The sequence below is a fragment of the Pseudotamlana haliotis genome, assembly GCF_008806375.1.
Taxonomy (GTDB): domain Bacteria; phylum Bacteroidota; class Bacteroidia; order Flavobacteriales; family Flavobacteriaceae; genus Pseudotamlana; species Pseudotamlana haliotis.
On the sequence record NZ_WAAT01000037.1, the window covers coordinates 1 to 15,927 of the forward strand.

12 protein-coding genes are annotated in these 15,927 nt (G+C 36.4%); 9 read left to right on the forward strand and 3 right to left on the reverse strand.

Annotated elements, in window-relative coordinates:
• Nucleotides 1-98 precede the first annotated feature (98 nt).
• The gene (locus F6U93_RS06250; RefSeq protein ID WP_150937939.1) at nt 99-1,394 is read right to left on the reverse strand and encodes an aminopeptidase P family protein; all 1,296 of its coding nucleotides are present in this window, start codon (nt 1,392-1,394) and stop codon (nt 99-101) included.
• 122 nt (nt 1,395-1,516) lie between these two features.
• Here F6U93_RS06250 and F6U93_RS06255 point away from each other — a divergent pair, with 122 nt between their 5' ends.
• The 6 genes from F6U93_RS06255 to F6U93_RS06280 all read left to right on the forward strand — a co-directional run bounded on the left by F6U93_RS06255 (nt 1,517) and on the right by F6U93_RS06280 (nt 8,261).
• Nucleotides 1,517-3,376, forward strand: a complete 1,860-nt coding sequence (locus F6U93_RS06255) for a T9SS type A sorting domain-containing protein (RefSeq protein ID WP_191963460.1) — start codon at nt 1,517-1,519, stop codon at nt 3,374-3,376.
• A 161-nt stretch (nt 3,377-3,537) separates the two neighbouring features.
• Nucleotides 3,538-4,215 carry a succinate dehydrogenase cytochrome b subunit gene (locus tag F6U93_RS06260; protein WP_150937943.1) on the forward strand — a complete coding sequence of 226 codons (678 nt, stop codon included), beginning with the start codon at nt 3,538-3,540 and terminating at the stop codon, nt 4,213-4,215.
• A gap of 11 nt (nt 4,216-4,226) precedes the next feature.
• Nucleotides 4,227-6,239 (forward strand): fumarate reductase/succinate dehydrogenase flavoprotein subunit, encoded by a 2,013-nt coding sequence (locus tag F6U93_RS06265; protein WP_150937945.1) that lies wholly within the window; start codon nt 4,227-4,229, stop codon nt 6,237-6,239.
• A 10-nt stretch (nt 6,240-6,249) separates the two neighbouring features.
• Nucleotides 6,250-6,993, forward strand: coding sequence for a succinate dehydrogenase/fumarate reductase iron-sulfur subunit (locus F6U93_RS06270; protein ID WP_150937947.1), 744 nt, complete (start codon nt 6,250-6,252; stop codon nt 6,991-6,993).
• Nucleotides 6,994-7,487: 494 nt separating this feature from the next.
• Nucleotides 7,488-7,814, forward strand: coding sequence for a hypothetical protein (locus F6U93_RS06275; protein ID WP_150937949.1), 327 nt, complete (start codon nt 7,488-7,490; stop codon nt 7,812-7,814).
• A gap of 54 nt (nt 7,815-7,868) precedes the next feature.
• Complete coding sequence (locus tag F6U93_RS06280; protein WP_150937951.1) at nt 7,869-8,261, forward strand: regulator of G-protein signaling domain-containing protein; 393 nt, start codon at nt 7,869-7,871, stop codon at nt 8,259-8,261.
• A gap of 101 nt (nt 8,262-8,362) precedes the next feature.
• Here F6U93_RS06280 and F6U93_RS06285 read toward each other — a convergent pair whose 3' ends face one another.
• The gene (locus F6U93_RS06285; protein WP_150937952.1) at nt 8,363-11,785 is read right to left on the reverse strand and encodes a hypothetical protein; all 3,423 of its coding nucleotides are present in this window, start codon (nt 11,783-11,785) and stop codon (nt 8,363-8,365) included.
• Between the two features lie 170 nt (nt 11,786-11,955).
• Here F6U93_RS06285 and F6U93_RS06290 point away from each other — a divergent pair, with 170 nt between their 5' ends.
• Nucleotides 11,956-12,717, forward strand: a complete 762-nt coding sequence (locus F6U93_RS06290; RefSeq protein WP_150937954.1) for an exodeoxyribonuclease III — start codon at nt 11,956-11,958, stop codon at nt 12,715-12,717.
• 30 nt (nt 12,718-12,747) lie between these two features.
• The gene (locus tag F6U93_RS06295; protein ID WP_150937956.1) at nt 12,748-13,710 is read left to right on the forward strand and encodes an OmpA family protein; all 963 of its coding nucleotides are present in this window, start codon (nt 12,748-12,750) and stop codon (nt 13,708-13,710) included.
• A 228-nt stretch (nt 13,711-13,938) separates the two neighbouring features.
• Here F6U93_RS06295 and F6U93_RS06300 read toward each other — a convergent pair whose 3' ends face one another.
• Nucleotides 13,939-14,316, reverse strand: a complete 378-nt coding sequence (locus tag F6U93_RS06300) for a hypothetical protein (protein ID WP_150937957.1) — start codon at nt 14,314-14,316, stop codon at nt 13,939-13,941.
• A gap of 264 nt (nt 14,317-14,580) precedes the next feature.
• On the opposite strand from F6U93_RS06300, the gene F6U93_RS06305 reads away from it, so the two are divergent.
• Nucleotides 14,581-15,876, forward strand: coding sequence for a DUF445 domain-containing protein (locus F6U93_RS06305; protein WP_150937959.1), 1,296 nt, complete (start codon nt 14,581-14,583; stop codon nt 15,874-15,876).
• The last annotated feature ends 51 nt before the right edge of the window (nt 15,877-15,927 follow it).

Sequence of the window (15,927 nt, forward strand, 5' to 3'; positions counted from 1 at the left end):
TTTAGTGTATCGCTATTTCAGGACGTGACATTTGTATGTAAAAAGAGGCTGTCTTGATTTATCAAGCAGCCTCTTTTCTTTTTATCCAGATAAATAATTTATTTAACGTTCATAATATCTTCAATTTCTTCGACTTCAATCGGGATGTTTTTCATTAAATTAATTGGCGCTCCAGATTCTTGAATGACCAAATCATCTTCCAATCGAATACCAAAACCTTCAGCCGGGATATAGATACCAGGTTCTACGGTAAAGACATTGTTGGCTTGCATGGGTTCGGTTAAAATACCGTAATCATGCGTGTCTAACCCAATGTGGTGAGAAGTGCCATGCATAAAATATTTCTTGTATGCTGGCCATTCGGGATCTTCATTTTGAACATCAGCTTTATCCAATAAACCAAGTTTTAGAAGTTGGCTGGTCATCATTTTACCAACTTCAACATGATAAGCTGCCCAGTCGGTTCCCGGGATAAGCATTTTTTCTGCTTCTTTTTTTACATGAAGAATGGCGTTGTAAACTTCTTTTTGACGATCAGTAAATCGTCCAGAAACCGGAACACTACGGGTCATGTCGCTAGAATAGTTGGCGTATTCAGCACCAACATCCATCAAGATTAATTCACCTGCTTTACATTGTTGGTTGTTTTCAACATAATGTAAAACGTTAGCATTATTTCCTGAGGCTACAATCGGGGTGTAAGCGAATTTTTTTGAACGGTTTCTTAAAAATTCGTGCATAAATTCCGCTTCAATTTCATGTTCCCAAACGCCTGGTTTTACAAAATTTAAAATGCGACGGAAGCCTTTTTCTGTAATATTACAAGCTTGTTGGATCAGGTCAATTTCAATAGGATCTTTTACTGAACGTAAACGTTGCAAAATCGGGTTGCTTTTAGCAACACGGTGGGCTGGGTATTTCTCCTTTAGCCATTTTGTGTAGCGGTCTTCTCGAGTTTCCACATCAACATTGGCACGATAGTGTTCGTTAGTGTTAATGTAAACGGTGTCACATTGGGTCATGATTTCAAACATGATTTTTTCCATGTCTTGTAACCAGTAAACCGTTTTTACTCCGCTAGTTTCAAAAGCTTTTTCTTTTGTGAGTTTGGCGCCTTCCCAAATGGCAATATGCTCATTGGTTTCTTTTAAGAATAAAATCTCACGATGTTTCTCTTTTGGACAGTCAGGAAATAAGACTAAAATACTTTCTTCTTGATCAACTCCACTTAAAAAAAAGATGTCTCGGTGCTGCTCAAAAGGTAATGTGCTGTCTGCACTTACCGGATAAATATCGTTAGAGTTAAAAACAGCTAAGCTGTTAGGGAGCATTTTTGATTTAAAATTTTCACGATTTTTTATAAATAGCTTACTATTAATAGGTGTGTATTTCATTTTTACAGTGAATTTATAAGGGCTATAAAAGTAGTGATTCTAAACAAAACTTAAGGTATAATTCATTACTTTTGGTGTTAAGGGGTTAATTATTAATTAAATACATAAATTCAATGGGGACGATGAATAATATTTTAAGTAAAATTAGGCTGCTCTTTCTGATGTTTTTTCTCTCAGGGTTATCTGTTTTTTCTCAAGGGTTTTTAAGAGAAATTCCACTAGAACAGCAAGTGCAGGCTTCAGAATTGGTGATTGAAGGTAAGGTTATTGCTAAGTCCGCTTTTTGGGGAGCTGATGATAATATTTATACTAAAAACACGCTTGAGGTTTATAAGGTTTTTAAGGGAGATGCAGTGAAGACAGTTGATGTTATTACGCCTGGTGGAACCATAGGTTTTGATTGTCAAATTGTAACCCATAGCTTAAAATTAAAAGTTGGAGACTTGGGTGTTTTTGCTTTACGCGGAAGTGAAGTTCCAGGTTTAGATGAAACGCTAAGCTATAAGGCTTATAGTGGTGTTCAAGGTTTTTATAAGTATAATCTGTATAATGATGCTGCTCATAATCCGTTTACTTCAAAACAGGGCATTACGAGTTCTTTTTACAAGTTAATTTCTTCTTATACAAAAAAGAGTTACTCCGTTGTAAAAACATTTAATGTAGCACAGGAAACATCAAAATTAAACCAAGCTAAAAGTAATTTGGCTCCAACAGGGATTTCCTTTGTGCCTACAAGTGTTTCTGCAGGTACAAGATCAATAATCACTATAACTCCTGCTAGTGGTTCATCAGGGGATTTTGGTGCTACCAAAGGTAAAGTCAGTTTTAGAGATGCTGATACTGGGGGTGAGGATGATCAGAATAATGCTGTGTATGTGGATGCCTTAGATTCTCAAATATTGAATTGGTCAACAACTTCAATTACAGTTGAAGTGCCTGCAGAAGCTGGAACAGGTAATATTCGTGTCACAGATGCTAGTTCAAATACTATTGAATCTACAGAAGATTTAAGGGTTACTTACGCGCTGCTAAATGTGAATTTCAGTGTAAATAATGGAAGTGGAAATATGATCTATGCGTATCCAACACGTTTGGTTAATAATGATGGTAGTGGTGGTTATGAGTTTCAATTTGAAACGAGCTTTAATGCAGACAATGTGCATTCTGGTGCCAAGGCAGATTTTATTGCGGCTCTAGAAACTTGGCGCTGTGAAACTGGAGTTAATTTTGGTGTCGGAGCGGTTTCATCTGTTGATCAGGTTAGTATGACTGATGGCGTCAATATCGTTAGATTTGATAATGGTAACGAGCTCCCTGATGGGACTGTAGGGCGTACGTCGTATTCTTTTACACTTTGTTTAAATAATAGTGATGTGATAAACGATTCTCAAGTTTATCCTACTGATATAGATATTGTTTTTGACAATGAAACGAATTGGCATTTTGGAGCTGGATTTCCAGGATTTGAAGTCGATTTCCAAGGGGTTGCTCTACATGAAATAGGACATGCGCATCAGTTGGCTCATGTGATTAATGATACTGATGATGTGATGCATTATTCTACATCGGCAGGGGAACAAATACGGGATTTGTCGGATGATAATAAAACAGCTGGTCATGTTGTGGAAGCTAGGAGTGAACAAAGTGTGCCTGTAGCGTCATGTTTTAGTGGAAAATCTGAAATGGCGGGCATCAGTAATTCTAATTGTACATTAAGTATTGGGTCTCATGAGATCGGTCATGACGCACTGAAGCTATATCCTAACCCAACAAAAGATTGGCTTTATATTCAGGGAGCGTCTACTGTTGAATTAGAACAAATTTTTGTTTTTGATATTGGCGGAAGGCTTATTTTGAGTAAATCGTTTGATCAGCCATCTCAAGAGGAAATTCTTGACTTGAGTGGGTTGACTAAAGGGGTGTATTTTGTAAAACTTTCAGCTAAAAGCGGTGAATTAACCGAAAAAGTTATAGTAGACTAAATTAAAAAAAACTAAGTATTCGTATTTATTTTTGTTAAATTTCTAAGTATTAATACGTAGTTAATTATAATGATTCTAAATAACAAAAACTTGACAAATGTTATTTGCCTATAATTCGCGTCTAACCTACCTTTGCTAGAATCTTAAATAACTTAATCAAAATGAATGGATTTTTTAAATCTTCGATAGGGAGGAAAGTCGCTATGGCACTTTCAGCCTTTTTTCTTATGTTTTTCTTGCTTCAGCATTTAGCTATTAATCTTTTATCCGTATTTAGTCCAGAGCTTTTCAATGAGGTGTCTCACTTTATGGGTACAAATCCTTTAGTACAATTTGCGTTGCAACCCGTTTTAATCTTTGGTGTGGTTTTCCATTTTATTATGGGATTCATATTAGAGCTAAAAAACAAAAAAGCAAATGGTGTAGCCTATGCTAAGAACAATGGTGCTGCAAACTCCTCTTGGGTAAGTAGAAACATGATCTGGAGTGGTGTTGCCATTCTAGCATTTATTATTTTACACTTTATTGATTTTTGGTTTCCAGAAATTAATACCAAATTTATAAAAGGTGATTGGTCTGGTACCATGGCTGGTGTTGAAGGCTACCGCTATTATGAAGAATTGATTCATAAATTCGTTAACCCTATTCGTGTAGGTGCTTATGTATTGGCCTTTGTTTTCTTAGGACTTCACTTAGCACACGGTTTCACATCGGCTTTCCAATCTATGGGAGGTACAGCAGGTAGAAAAAAGACATTACAAACTTTAGGTAAAGCATATTCAATTCTTGTCCCACTAGGATTTGTTTTTGTAGCACTTTATCATTTTTTTAACCATTAATCTTAAATAAAATGGCTTTAGATTCAAAAGTACCAAAAGGTCCAATTAAAGATAAATGGACAGATTACAAAAATCATATTGACTTAGTTAATCCTGCCAATAAACGTCATATCGACATTATCGTTGTAGGAACAGGTTTAGCTGGAGGTTCTGCAGCAGCAACCTTAGCAGAACTAGGTTATAATGTAAAAGCATTTGCTTATCAAGATTCACCACGTCGTGCACACTCTATTGCAGCACAAGGGGGAATTAATGCAGCGAAGAACTATCAAGGTGATGGGGATTCAACATATAGATTATTTTACGATACTGTAAAGGGTGGTGATTACCGTTCTCGTGAGGCTAACGTTTACCGTTTAGCTGAGGTTTCTGCTAATATTATCGACCAATGTGTGGCACAAGGGGTTCCTTTTGCACGTGATTATGGTGGGTTATTAGATAACCGTTCGTTTGGTGGGGTTCTTGTATCAAGAACATTTTACGCTAAAGGACAAACAGGACAACAATTATTATTAGGAGCTTATTCTGCAATGAATAGACAAATTGCTCGTGGTAAAATTGAAATGTTTAACCGTCATGAAATGCTTGACGTTGTTAAAGTAGACGGAAAAGCAAGAGGTATTATCGCTCGTAATTTAATTACTGGTGAAATTGAGCGTCATTCTGCACATGCCGTTGTTATTGCAACTGGTGGTTACGGAAACGTTTATTTCCTTTCAACTAATGCAATGGGGTCTAATGCTACTGCAGCTTGGAAAATCCACAAAAAAGGAGCGTATTTCGCAAACCCTTGTTATACACAAATTCACCCAACATGTATTCCACGTTCAGGAGATTATCAGTCTAAATTAACATTGATGTCTGAATCTTTACGTAACGATGGTCGTATCTGGGTACCTGCAAAAATAGAAGATGCCAAAGCGATTCAGCAAGGGAAATTAAAACCGACTGAAATCGCTGAAGCCGATAGAGATTACTACTTAGAAAGACGTTACCCTGCCTTTGGTAACTTAGTACCACGTGATGTAGCTTCGAGAGCAGCTAAAGAGCGTTGTGATGCTGGGTTTGGTGTAAACGCCACCGGTGAAGCGGTTTATTTAGATTTCGCAGCAGCTATTGAACGTTACGGAAAAGAGCAAGCTAAGATTCATAATATTGAAAACGCTTCTGCACAAAAAATATACGACTTAGGACAAGCCATTGTTGAGGCGAAATATGGAAACTTATTCCAAATGTATGAGAAAATCGTTGATGAGAATCCATACAAAACGCCAATGATGATTTATCCTGCAACACACTACACTATGGGTGGTGTTTGGGTTGATTATAACTTAATGACTACGGTTGAAGGTTTATACTGTATTGGTGAAGCGAACTTCTCTGATCACGGTGCAAACAGACTTGGAGCTTCTGCTTTAATGCAAGGTTTAGCTGATGGTTACTTCGTATTACCTTATACTATAGGTGATTATTTATCAGGAGATATTAGAACTGGTAAAATTTCAACAGAAACCAAAGAGTTTGAAGAGGCTGAAAAAGAAGTAAAAGACAGAATTGATTTCTTTGTGAATAACAAGGGAACGAAATCTGTAGATTATTTCCACAAAAAACTTGGAAAAGTGATGTGGGATAAAGTAGGAATGGCGCGTAATGCTAAAGGTTTAACTGAAGCTATGGCTGAAATTAAAGCCATTCGTGAAGAATTCTGGAAAGAAGTTAAAGTTCCAGGATCAAAAGATGAAATGAACCCAGAATTAGAAAAAGCTGGTCGTGTTGCCGATTTCTTAGAATTAGGCGAGTTATTCGCTAAAGATGCTTTAACAAGAGAAGAATCTTGTGGTGGTCACTTTAGAGAAGAGTCTGCAGAGTTAGATGGTCCTCAAAAAGGAGAGGCTAAACGTAATGATGAAGATTTCGCTTTTGTTTCTGCATGGGAATACAAAGGAGAGCCTGCTGATGCGGTTTTACATAAAGAAGAATTAGAATTTAAAGATATTGAACTAAAACAACGTTCATACAAATAAGATTGACACTATGGATTTAACACTTAAAATTTGGAGACAAAAAGACTCAAATGCAAAGGGTCAAATGGTCGATTATAAAGTTACTGAGATTTCCGAACATATGTCTTTTCTTGAAATGATGGATGTTTTGAACGAACAATTAGTAAACTCTGGTGAAGAACCAGTAGCTTTCGATCACGATTGTCGTGAAGGTATTTGCGGCATGTGTTCTTTATATATCAATGGTGAAGCTCATGGTCCAGACCGTGGCGTTACGACTTGCCAATTACACATGAGAATGTTTAAGGATGGCGATACCATTACTATCGAACCTTGGAGAGCAGCAGCTTTTCCTGTAATTAAAGATTTAGTTGTAGATAGAATGTCTTTTGAGCGTATTCAACATGCAGGAGGTTACATTTCTGTAAATACCTCTGGAAACACGCAAGATGCGAACTCGTTACCTATTTCTAAGCACGCTGCCGATGAGGCTATGGATGCTGCAACTTGTATTGGTTGTGGTGCTTGTGTAGCAACTTGTAAAAATTCATCTGCGATGTTGTTTGTAGGTGCTAAAGTATCGCAATATGCCTTATTACCACAAGGACAAGTTGAAGCTGCAGATCGTGTAAAAAACATGGTTGCACAAATGGATCTTGAAGGTTTTGGTAACTGTACCAATACCGGTGCTTGTGAAGTAGAATGTCCTAAAGGGATTTCACTAGACAACATTGCTAGAATGAATAGAGAACTTATGAAAGCTGCGCTTAAGTAAGGTTTTCTTTAATTATAAGAATCAGGCCCATATCTTTTTTGAGATATGGGCTTTTTTTGTGCGCCGTTGTGAGATTTATGTTGTTGGTATGTAAAGTTCTCGACTCCGCTCGAACACCGGGTTAAATGGTGTTCGAGCGGAGTCGAGAACATTTATGACCAAAAAAATTTTCTCGAGAATACACAAAACCTCAAAGATGAAATGTGTAAAAAACCTGTAAAAATCAGTACGATCTTTGTCTAAAATGATGCTCTGGGTGTCTCTGAATGCTACAGACTGAGAGTTCTTTCCTTTTGTATACATACTATTCATGCTGCTCTAAAGCCTTGATTTTACTAGTGTTTTCAACGATGTAACAATAGTTTTATAGATTGTTACATATGTGGCATGGTTTATTAAACTTCCTAAATACTTTTATACCAGTCACTGCCCCCTGTCTATTATTAAGAATGAAATATCATGTCTTAGCCATTACTTTTTAAAATATTCAAGCTATGAAACAGATAAACTATAAAGAGGAACAAATGAATGCTTTCAAATTAAAAATGGCTTCATTAACCTATTTTACCATTTTTTCTTCAGCGACAAGTATTAACACTTATAATTCGGCACGCAACCATGTTGATAGTAAAAAGGGACTAGGTTGGTCAGGCCGTCTAGAAGAGGCCTTATCAAATTTCCAAGCTTCTGGTGCTAATTATAGGAATAACCCAACAGACGAAAATAATAGGAGGTATAGGAATGCGAAAGGACTTTACTATGAGGCGCTTTTAGATAAACACGATACTATACCAAAGTCTGTGGTAAGTGATACTTATTAAACCGAACCATTAATTAAAATTTATAATTCAATATTCAAACTAAAAAACAAACACATGAAAAATTTAAACAAAAGTAAAATTAAAGAAAGTAGTGGTTCTCTATTTTTTAGAAACCTAAAATTAGTAATGATTATCTGTGTTATGGGGTGCTTCCTATTAACATCTTGTAGTGAAGATGATGTCACTGATGCTTTAGGCTTTGGAGGCTGTGATTTTGATTGGGAAGATGAATATGAGGATGCATTAAGTGATTCTCAGCAGGCCTATCAAGATTTTCTTGAAAATCCTACGGCAGAAAATTGTAAAGAATATAAGGCGGCAACCATACGTTTTTGGGAGGCTATTGAAGACATCTATGATTGCATCCCATACTATGGTGATGATTATGATGATCAGTTTAAAGAAGCTAAAGAAGAGTTAGAAGACACAGACTGTGATGATCTATAATTAAAAGAATTGTACCGAAAAGAAGCTTAACCTACTAATCATGGTTTTATAATTAAGTATGTAGTCAATTAGTGAAACAAAAAAAATCACAGTTTATATATTTAAAAATAAGCCTTCAATTGCACCGACCCCGAATGAATGGTTTTACTAGTTTCTGTTTTACGTCCAAAATAACTCAAATTCAAATCTAAGAATTTTGTGAGTTTTCGTTGGGCTAACAAGCTCCAAGTAAAGTTGGTACCTGGTTGCAAGCCTTCTAATATTTGATAGGCCACAGGGGTGTTGGCGTCCCCTTCAAAATTATTAGCAATATAATTAAACTCGCCATTTACAGCACTTTTTTGGCTAGTGCCGAAAGAGAATGCCGTACCGTATTTTTGTTGTTTTAAAGTTTCGCCATTGCCAATAGTATTGGTTTTCTGGGTGTTTTGAAAAAAGATATCGAAACTCGAATTGGTATTAAATAAGTAAGATAGTTTAGGGTTTAAAACCGATTCATCTAGGTTATAATTTTTGCTGGAGTAATTTTCACTTTTGCTTTCATTGGTATTGAAGGCTGACAGCATATTGATAAGCCAATTTGTAGCAATTTTATGATTGAAATTTAATTGGTGGCTACTCAAATTATTTTCAATAAACCCAATAGTCAAGATGTTTCGTGTACTGTTTTCAAGGTAGGTGTATGATGTGGTGTAGCGTTGCTTTCCGCGATTAAAAAAGAACACATTTCTGAAATTACGTTGCAAGCCTAGCAGTTCATCTGAAGTATCACCAAAAGGGTTTAAGTTAAAACTATCGGCATGGCGTTCTATTTTTCTGTCAATTAAGAAGCTGGTTTGGTTGTAAAAATGCGACCAGAATTTTTTAGATTTATCTTTAGAAACGGCCCACATCGATGGGTTGATAGTAAGTGTTTGGCTCAACCTATTTTGGTGGGTTTTAACAAAAAATTGATTTGGTAAAAGGACTCTGATATAAGTACCCTGATCTTGAAATTGCGCCAATTCAAACTCTTCAAGCTCTTGAATGCCGTTGTTGTTGTAATCTATCCATGTGTATGACCCCTGGCCAGGCTCAACTTCCACGTAAGTGAAATCTTGAAGCGGTAAGGTGCCCGAATTGGTTTCAAAAATAGTATTCCAATGAATCATTTGCTTAAATAACTTCTGACTGTATTGCAGCCTAGAATTTAGAGAATGCTCATCGTCTAAGGTGTCATCTTCATTTTTTAAAGTTCTATAATTGGCATATAAAGACAGGTTCGTATTCTTATTTTGAACGATCCTAGAATCGAGATAAAAAGTGTTGGAACTGTTTACTTTTTCAAGTTGGTTATTTCTAATACTGTCATTTATGCGGTGTATGTAACCCACTTCGGCAAAAACCTTTGTGCTATCGCCTATTCCAACAAATGCTTCGTAAGATTGGAATTTCTGACTTAATTCTGTTAAATTTTGAGTGGCGTTGTTTGTTTGTTCGTTGTTTTCAAAAGCCAATTTGGTGCCCAACCAAGCTTTATTTAGATTGTAGGTTAAACGGTTGTAGGATCTTGAAAACGTGGAGTTGTTTACCGTGGCATTGGCGTCTAAGAAACTCGAGTAACTTGTTATATGAAATTTATTTAGCTTTAAATCAATATTGGCCAAATGGCGGTTACCGTTAAAATCTTCAGAGAAATTTAAGTGTTCGTAGGTGTAATTGATAAAACCTTTGTCCTTGTGAAACATTTGAGCACCTGTGTTTAGTAGAAGCTGATTGCCCATATTGTAACCAATACCGTTTAAGTTGGTTTGGTCGAGGTTCCAATCGCGGTTAAATTCTGGGTTATACAAGCCTTCAATATTACGATAGTTTGTACTGATGTAATTATTGTCTAGAAACAGATTCACATTCCATAGGTCATCACTTTTAATGAGCGCCTGGTTTATGGTGAGCTTTCCAGCGAAACCGTCATTCTCATCGTCATCTATGTTTGAAAATAAATTCTCATCGTTTTTACTACCCGAACCTTCAAAGCTAATGCTCGTTTTTTCTGAAGGTTTATAATGCCCGTTTAGCACAACAAGTTGTAGTTTTTTTGGCGCTACCAATTGAATGATTGGGGCGTAGGCACCCAAACCGTTTCCAATATATTCATAAATATTATTAATGGCGTTAATGCTGCTTAAAGCATAAGCCCCTTGATCGGCACCCACAAAGGTGAAAGTGACGTTGTATAATTCGTCGTTTTCATCGTTAGAAAACACAAATTGTTCCACACCGTTGATGACTTCTTTTTTGTATAAAATTCTATTTTGGTTGTACTCGGCGCGTGATTCCGACGGTGAAACCATTTTAGTCTGGTCATTTCCAGCTTGAGCTAAAATTTCTACTTGGTCTTCTGATAAATTTTGCTGTAACGGTTGGTTTTTAGCATCATTTTCAGAATAGATAGACACGCCAATTTTTAGTTTTTCGGTTTCGTGACTTCCGCCGCCATAGGCGACAAAACGCGTGTAATTGCGTTCGCTAAATTGATAGTCGATGGTAATACGCATTTCAGAAGTGATTGGAAATGTGGGGTTGAATATAATTTCTCCAGCATTATAATCGATGATATAATCTTCGTTTTCGCCACGTTTTAGAGCTGCACCGTTTACATAAACGGTTTCACTGCCCGATACGATGAGTACGAATAATTCGCCATTGGGTCCTTGAAGTTTGTAGGGCCCTTGATTGCCTTCTTGGGCGGTAAACTGGCTTCGTGTAAATTGGCCACGTACGATTGCTCCAGCGGCAAAAAGGTCGGTTCGTTGGTCTTCTGGCCCTAAATTCACATTCAAATTTAAACCCTGTACACGTTTAGAGAATTTGGCGAAGTAGGAGTCAGTATTAACCAAATCAATATCTCCAGCACGAATGTTCCAGCGTTCACTAAACAATTCAATGAAAACTTGGTCAAATTCATCAAGCCTTTGGGAATATCCACTTTCTTGTAACGGAATGTTCGCATCTTGAATAGAGGCTCGTAAAGACACCTTCTCGCTTAGTTTTCCAGTAATTTGAAGGTCTAATTCGCTATTTAACACCGAACTCTGGTTGTTTCCTACAGTCACTCCACGTGAAATACTTCCCGAAGTAGATAAACCATCAAAAGGCACAAAATTATTGTTGGTATTAGATTGTTTGAGTTTATGTAAGCCCTGGTAGTTATTATTGCTATTAACAATGATATTTTCATCTAACGCCTTGTAGGTCTTAGTTAGAAAGTCTGGATATTTTAAATAATTGATAATAATCGTATCAGTATTAATTGGTTTTTTAAAGGTTAAAAGAGCCTTAGAAAAATCAACTTTATAGAAGCTAGAATCAATAGGTTTTTGGTCTTTAGTTTGAAGGGAAAAAGTTGAGGGATTAATACTTACCTTTTCAATAAAAATACTGTCTTTTATTGCAACTTTTTTCGTGCTATAGTTGGAGGGGGTGCTTTGTGAGAAGCCACAAAAACCAATGAGAAAAAAAAGTATAGAAGTAATAAATTTCATTAACTACTTAAACTGCAAATCGCTTAGAATATTTTGTAAAGGCAACTTGTTAAAACTGCTGTAAAATAATAGGGTAAAAGTAACGTATTATTTATTTTAGCACCAATGAACACGATTTTATAGTGTTTTCCTAAAACTTAGGCTTCAAGCTTTCTAAATTAAATTCATAAATGAAGATTATATCGTACAATGTTAATGGTGTAAGAGCCGCTTTAAATAAAGGTTTTATTGAATGGTTAATTAGTGCCAATCCAGATGTTATTTGTTTGCAAGAAATCAAAGCCATGCAAGAGCAGCTTGATTTAACGCTTTTTGAAGAAGCAGGCTATGAGTACCATTATTGGTTTAGTGCGCAGAAAAAAGGGTATTCTGGTGTGGCTATATTGTGCAAGACCAAACCAAATCATATAGAATACGGAACAGGTATTGAATCTATGGATTTTGAAGGTAGAAACTTACGTGTCGATTTTGACGGGGTTTCTGTGATGAGTTTGTACCTACCATCAGGAACAAATGCTGCACGCTTAGATCATAAACTGGAGTACATGGATATGTTTCAGGATTATATCAACAAGCTAAAAATAGAGCATCTAAACCTGGTGATTTGTGGCGATTATAATATTTGTCATGAAGAAATTGATATTCACAACCCAAAAATGAAAGGAGTTTCAGGGTTTTTACCTGTTGAACGTGACTGGTTGGGCCGCTTTATTGAAAGTGGTTTTGTAGATTCTTTCCGTTATGTGAACCCTGAATTGCAACAATATAGCTGGTGGAGCTACCGCGCCAACGCTAGAGCAAATAACAAGGGTTGGCGTTTAGATTACGCTATGGTTTCTCAGCCATTACAAGAAAAAATTAAAAGAGCCGTTATACTTACCGAGGCGGTGCACAGTGACCATTGTCCGATTTTATTAGAACTAGAAAATTAATAACTAAATACTTATTTAAAACTAAACAACATGATTAAGAAAAGTGTTTTTGCCATTTTTATTGCTACTATTTTGGCCTCTTGCGTTTCGCCAAAAATCTATAAAGATTTGGAAGCCAAATATGCGGAGTTAAAAAAGGAAAACCGAGAATTAAATGAAGATTATGAAGCCTTATTAAAATCTAAAGCCCAAGCGGAAAGTGATTTTAAACAAACCAAAAAGGCCTATGATGAAGCTATTATTGAACGCAATAAATTGCAAGCAGATTACGACGCTACCAAAGCTAATCTGGATGCTTTAAAAGATTCTTACCAGGCTTTAGAAAAGAACAGTTCGCGTGCTATTGCTTCCAATTCAGAAAAAAACAGAGAATTACTGGCCGAGCTTGAAGCTAAAGAAGAAGCTTTGTCTGCAGAAATTACACGTTTAGAAAAGCTTAAAAAAGAGCTTGAAGACCGTTCTAATCGTGTGGCTGAGTTAGAAAGTGTTATCGCTACTAAAGATGCCGCCATGACCGCCTTAAAAGATGCTATTTCGGGGGCTTTAACTGATTTTGAAGGAAAGGGTTTAACAGTAGAACAAAAAGATGGTAAAGTTTACGTGTCTATGGAAAACAAGTTGCTTTTCAATTCGGGAAGTTGGGCTGTAGGTTCTGAAGGGCGTCGCGCTGTTGAGCAACTCGGAACAGTTTTAGGTCAAAACCCAGATATTGCGGTGTTAATAGAAGGTCACACCGATAATGTACCGTACAAAGGCAATGGCCCTTTAACGAGTAACTGGGATTTATCAACCAAACGTGCTACATCTATCGTGAATATCTTAAGAGAAAATAGAGCCATAAATCCAGAAAATTTAACAGCAGCTGGTCGTGGAGAATATGCACCAATTGCTACTAATGATACGCCAAAAGGTCGCGCAACAAACCGCCGAATTGAGGTGATTTTAACACCAAAATTAGATGAGTTAACCAAGTTGCTACACGAAGATTATTAAATTGATTAGGGCGTTACCAATCCCGATAGCTATCGGGAGGTCGCGCTTTTCGTTGCAAGTCCGCGCTCGTACCTCGCTGTGGGCTTTCCTCTGCAATCGCTAACGCAAAGCAGAACACATAAAAAACCTTTCAGTTAAATAGAAACTGAAAGGTTTTTTGTTAGATAACCCTTTAGGTCTTTAAATCTTGAAGGGTTTTTTATTGAGGTCTAAAAATTAATTATTAGATTATCTCGTGCAATCTGCGGTCCAAGTTTCGCCGTCTTCGTTGTAAAAAATATTTAAATTACTTTCATCAATTCTGATATAGCTCGTTTCACTACCACCAATATTGATGTTTGTTTCGGCACCCTCTTCAAACTCAATACCGTTAATACTTGGTATGTCACTATTTGAGAAGTCAAAATTATACTTGTCTCCAACTTTGGTAACAAATATACTACCGTCCTCTGAAGCAATTGTGGTACTTTCGTTATTGTATCCAATTTCACCTTCGTAAGTTCCAGCAAATAAATCGTTGTCTGCAGGATTATCATCATCACTACATGATGTGAATACTAAAGCTACGATTGCAATCAGACTAATAGTTTTAAATAGGTTTTTCATTTTTAAAATAGTTTTGTTAAACGTCTTTGATGGAGCTACGCAGTGAAAAAACATAATGGATGTGCTGTTAACAACACTTTAAGGTTTTTAACATAAGTTTTGCAGATAAACGGTTGGTTTGATGATTTCATACTGAAATCAAATTTTACTATTTGAATAAGCGGAAGGGTATCTATGCTTTTTGTATTTTAGATTCATGTAGCAATTTTTTTATGCGTGTTTTTGCTGAAAAATTTATGTTCTACATTATTTATTTAAAGACTTATGAAAAAAAATAAATTAGGGAACCGCTCTTTGGCCATTGCTGTTATTTTAATGGTGGCGGCATTGGTTTTAAAATACTATAAAATATATGAAGGGCATACGCTTGAAATTCTGCTAGCAGGTTTTGAGGCTGCTGTAGTTGGAGGTGTGGCCGATTGGTTTGCAGTTAGAGCCTTGTTTCAAGAAATTCCTATTCCTGTGGTAAAAAAGCACACCAATATTATTGTGAAGAGTCGTGAGAAATTATCGGCGGGTATTGTTGATTTGGTAAATAACGAATGGCTGTCTAAGGAGATGATACGTGATAAAATTTCGGGGGTATCTTTAGCAAAACCTATTGTAGATTACCTTTTGGAAGGCGATAATCAGGAGAGTATTAGACAAACCTTAAAACCAGAATTAGAAGCTTTAGTTTTAAAATTAGATCATGATGATGTGGTTGAAACTCTAGAAGGCGTGATTAAACCTGCAATAAAAGGCAATAATTTTGCTGTTCCATTGGGTAACTTATTAAAGCAAACCATTAAAGATAAAGATCATCATGGCATGCTTCAGGTGTTTTTAGAGGTGCTTAAGGAAAAAATAGGCGCAGATGGAACCTTAGAGTTTTTAACGACTGAAGTACAAACTTTAGTAAACAAACAAAAGGAAGGCTCACCTATAAAAGGCTTATTAGTTGGTGCCGGACAAGTGTTAGGCGCCATAAAACCACAACGTATTGCACAAGGTATTCAAGAGCAATTAATTAGTCTTATTGAAGAGGTTCAGGCAGCGCCAGAACGGCATAAAATTATTATTGCATTAGATGATCAGCTCTACGAATATGGTGAACGCTTAGCTTCTGGCGATCAAAAAGCACAAGAAGATATCAACGCTTTTGGTGAACAATTTTTAGAACGCCTATTAGGCTCTGGGATTGTGAAACAAGGTCTAACCCGTTTGAAAACCACTATAAAAACTCAGATTTTTGATGGTGATAATACTTACACCAAGTTAATACGTGATAAGGTCAATAATGCGTTACAGGCCTTTCAAGATGATACTACGAAGCTAGCGCATACCGATGCTTGGTTAAAATCGACGATACTTCAACTTATTGACACGCACCATCATAAAATTGGTGAATTGGTAGGTGAGAGCCTTGGGAAATTATCAAATGTAGAATTGGTGAAACAAATAGAAACTAAGGTAGGAGAGGACTTGCAGTACATTCGATTAAATGGTGCTATTGTTGGTGGTATTGTAGGTATGATTATTATGGTAATTAAGTTGTTTGTTTTGGATTCTCATGTTTAGATTTACTACTACATTACTAGCACGAGTGTTGTGCTCGTACCAGTTACAGGT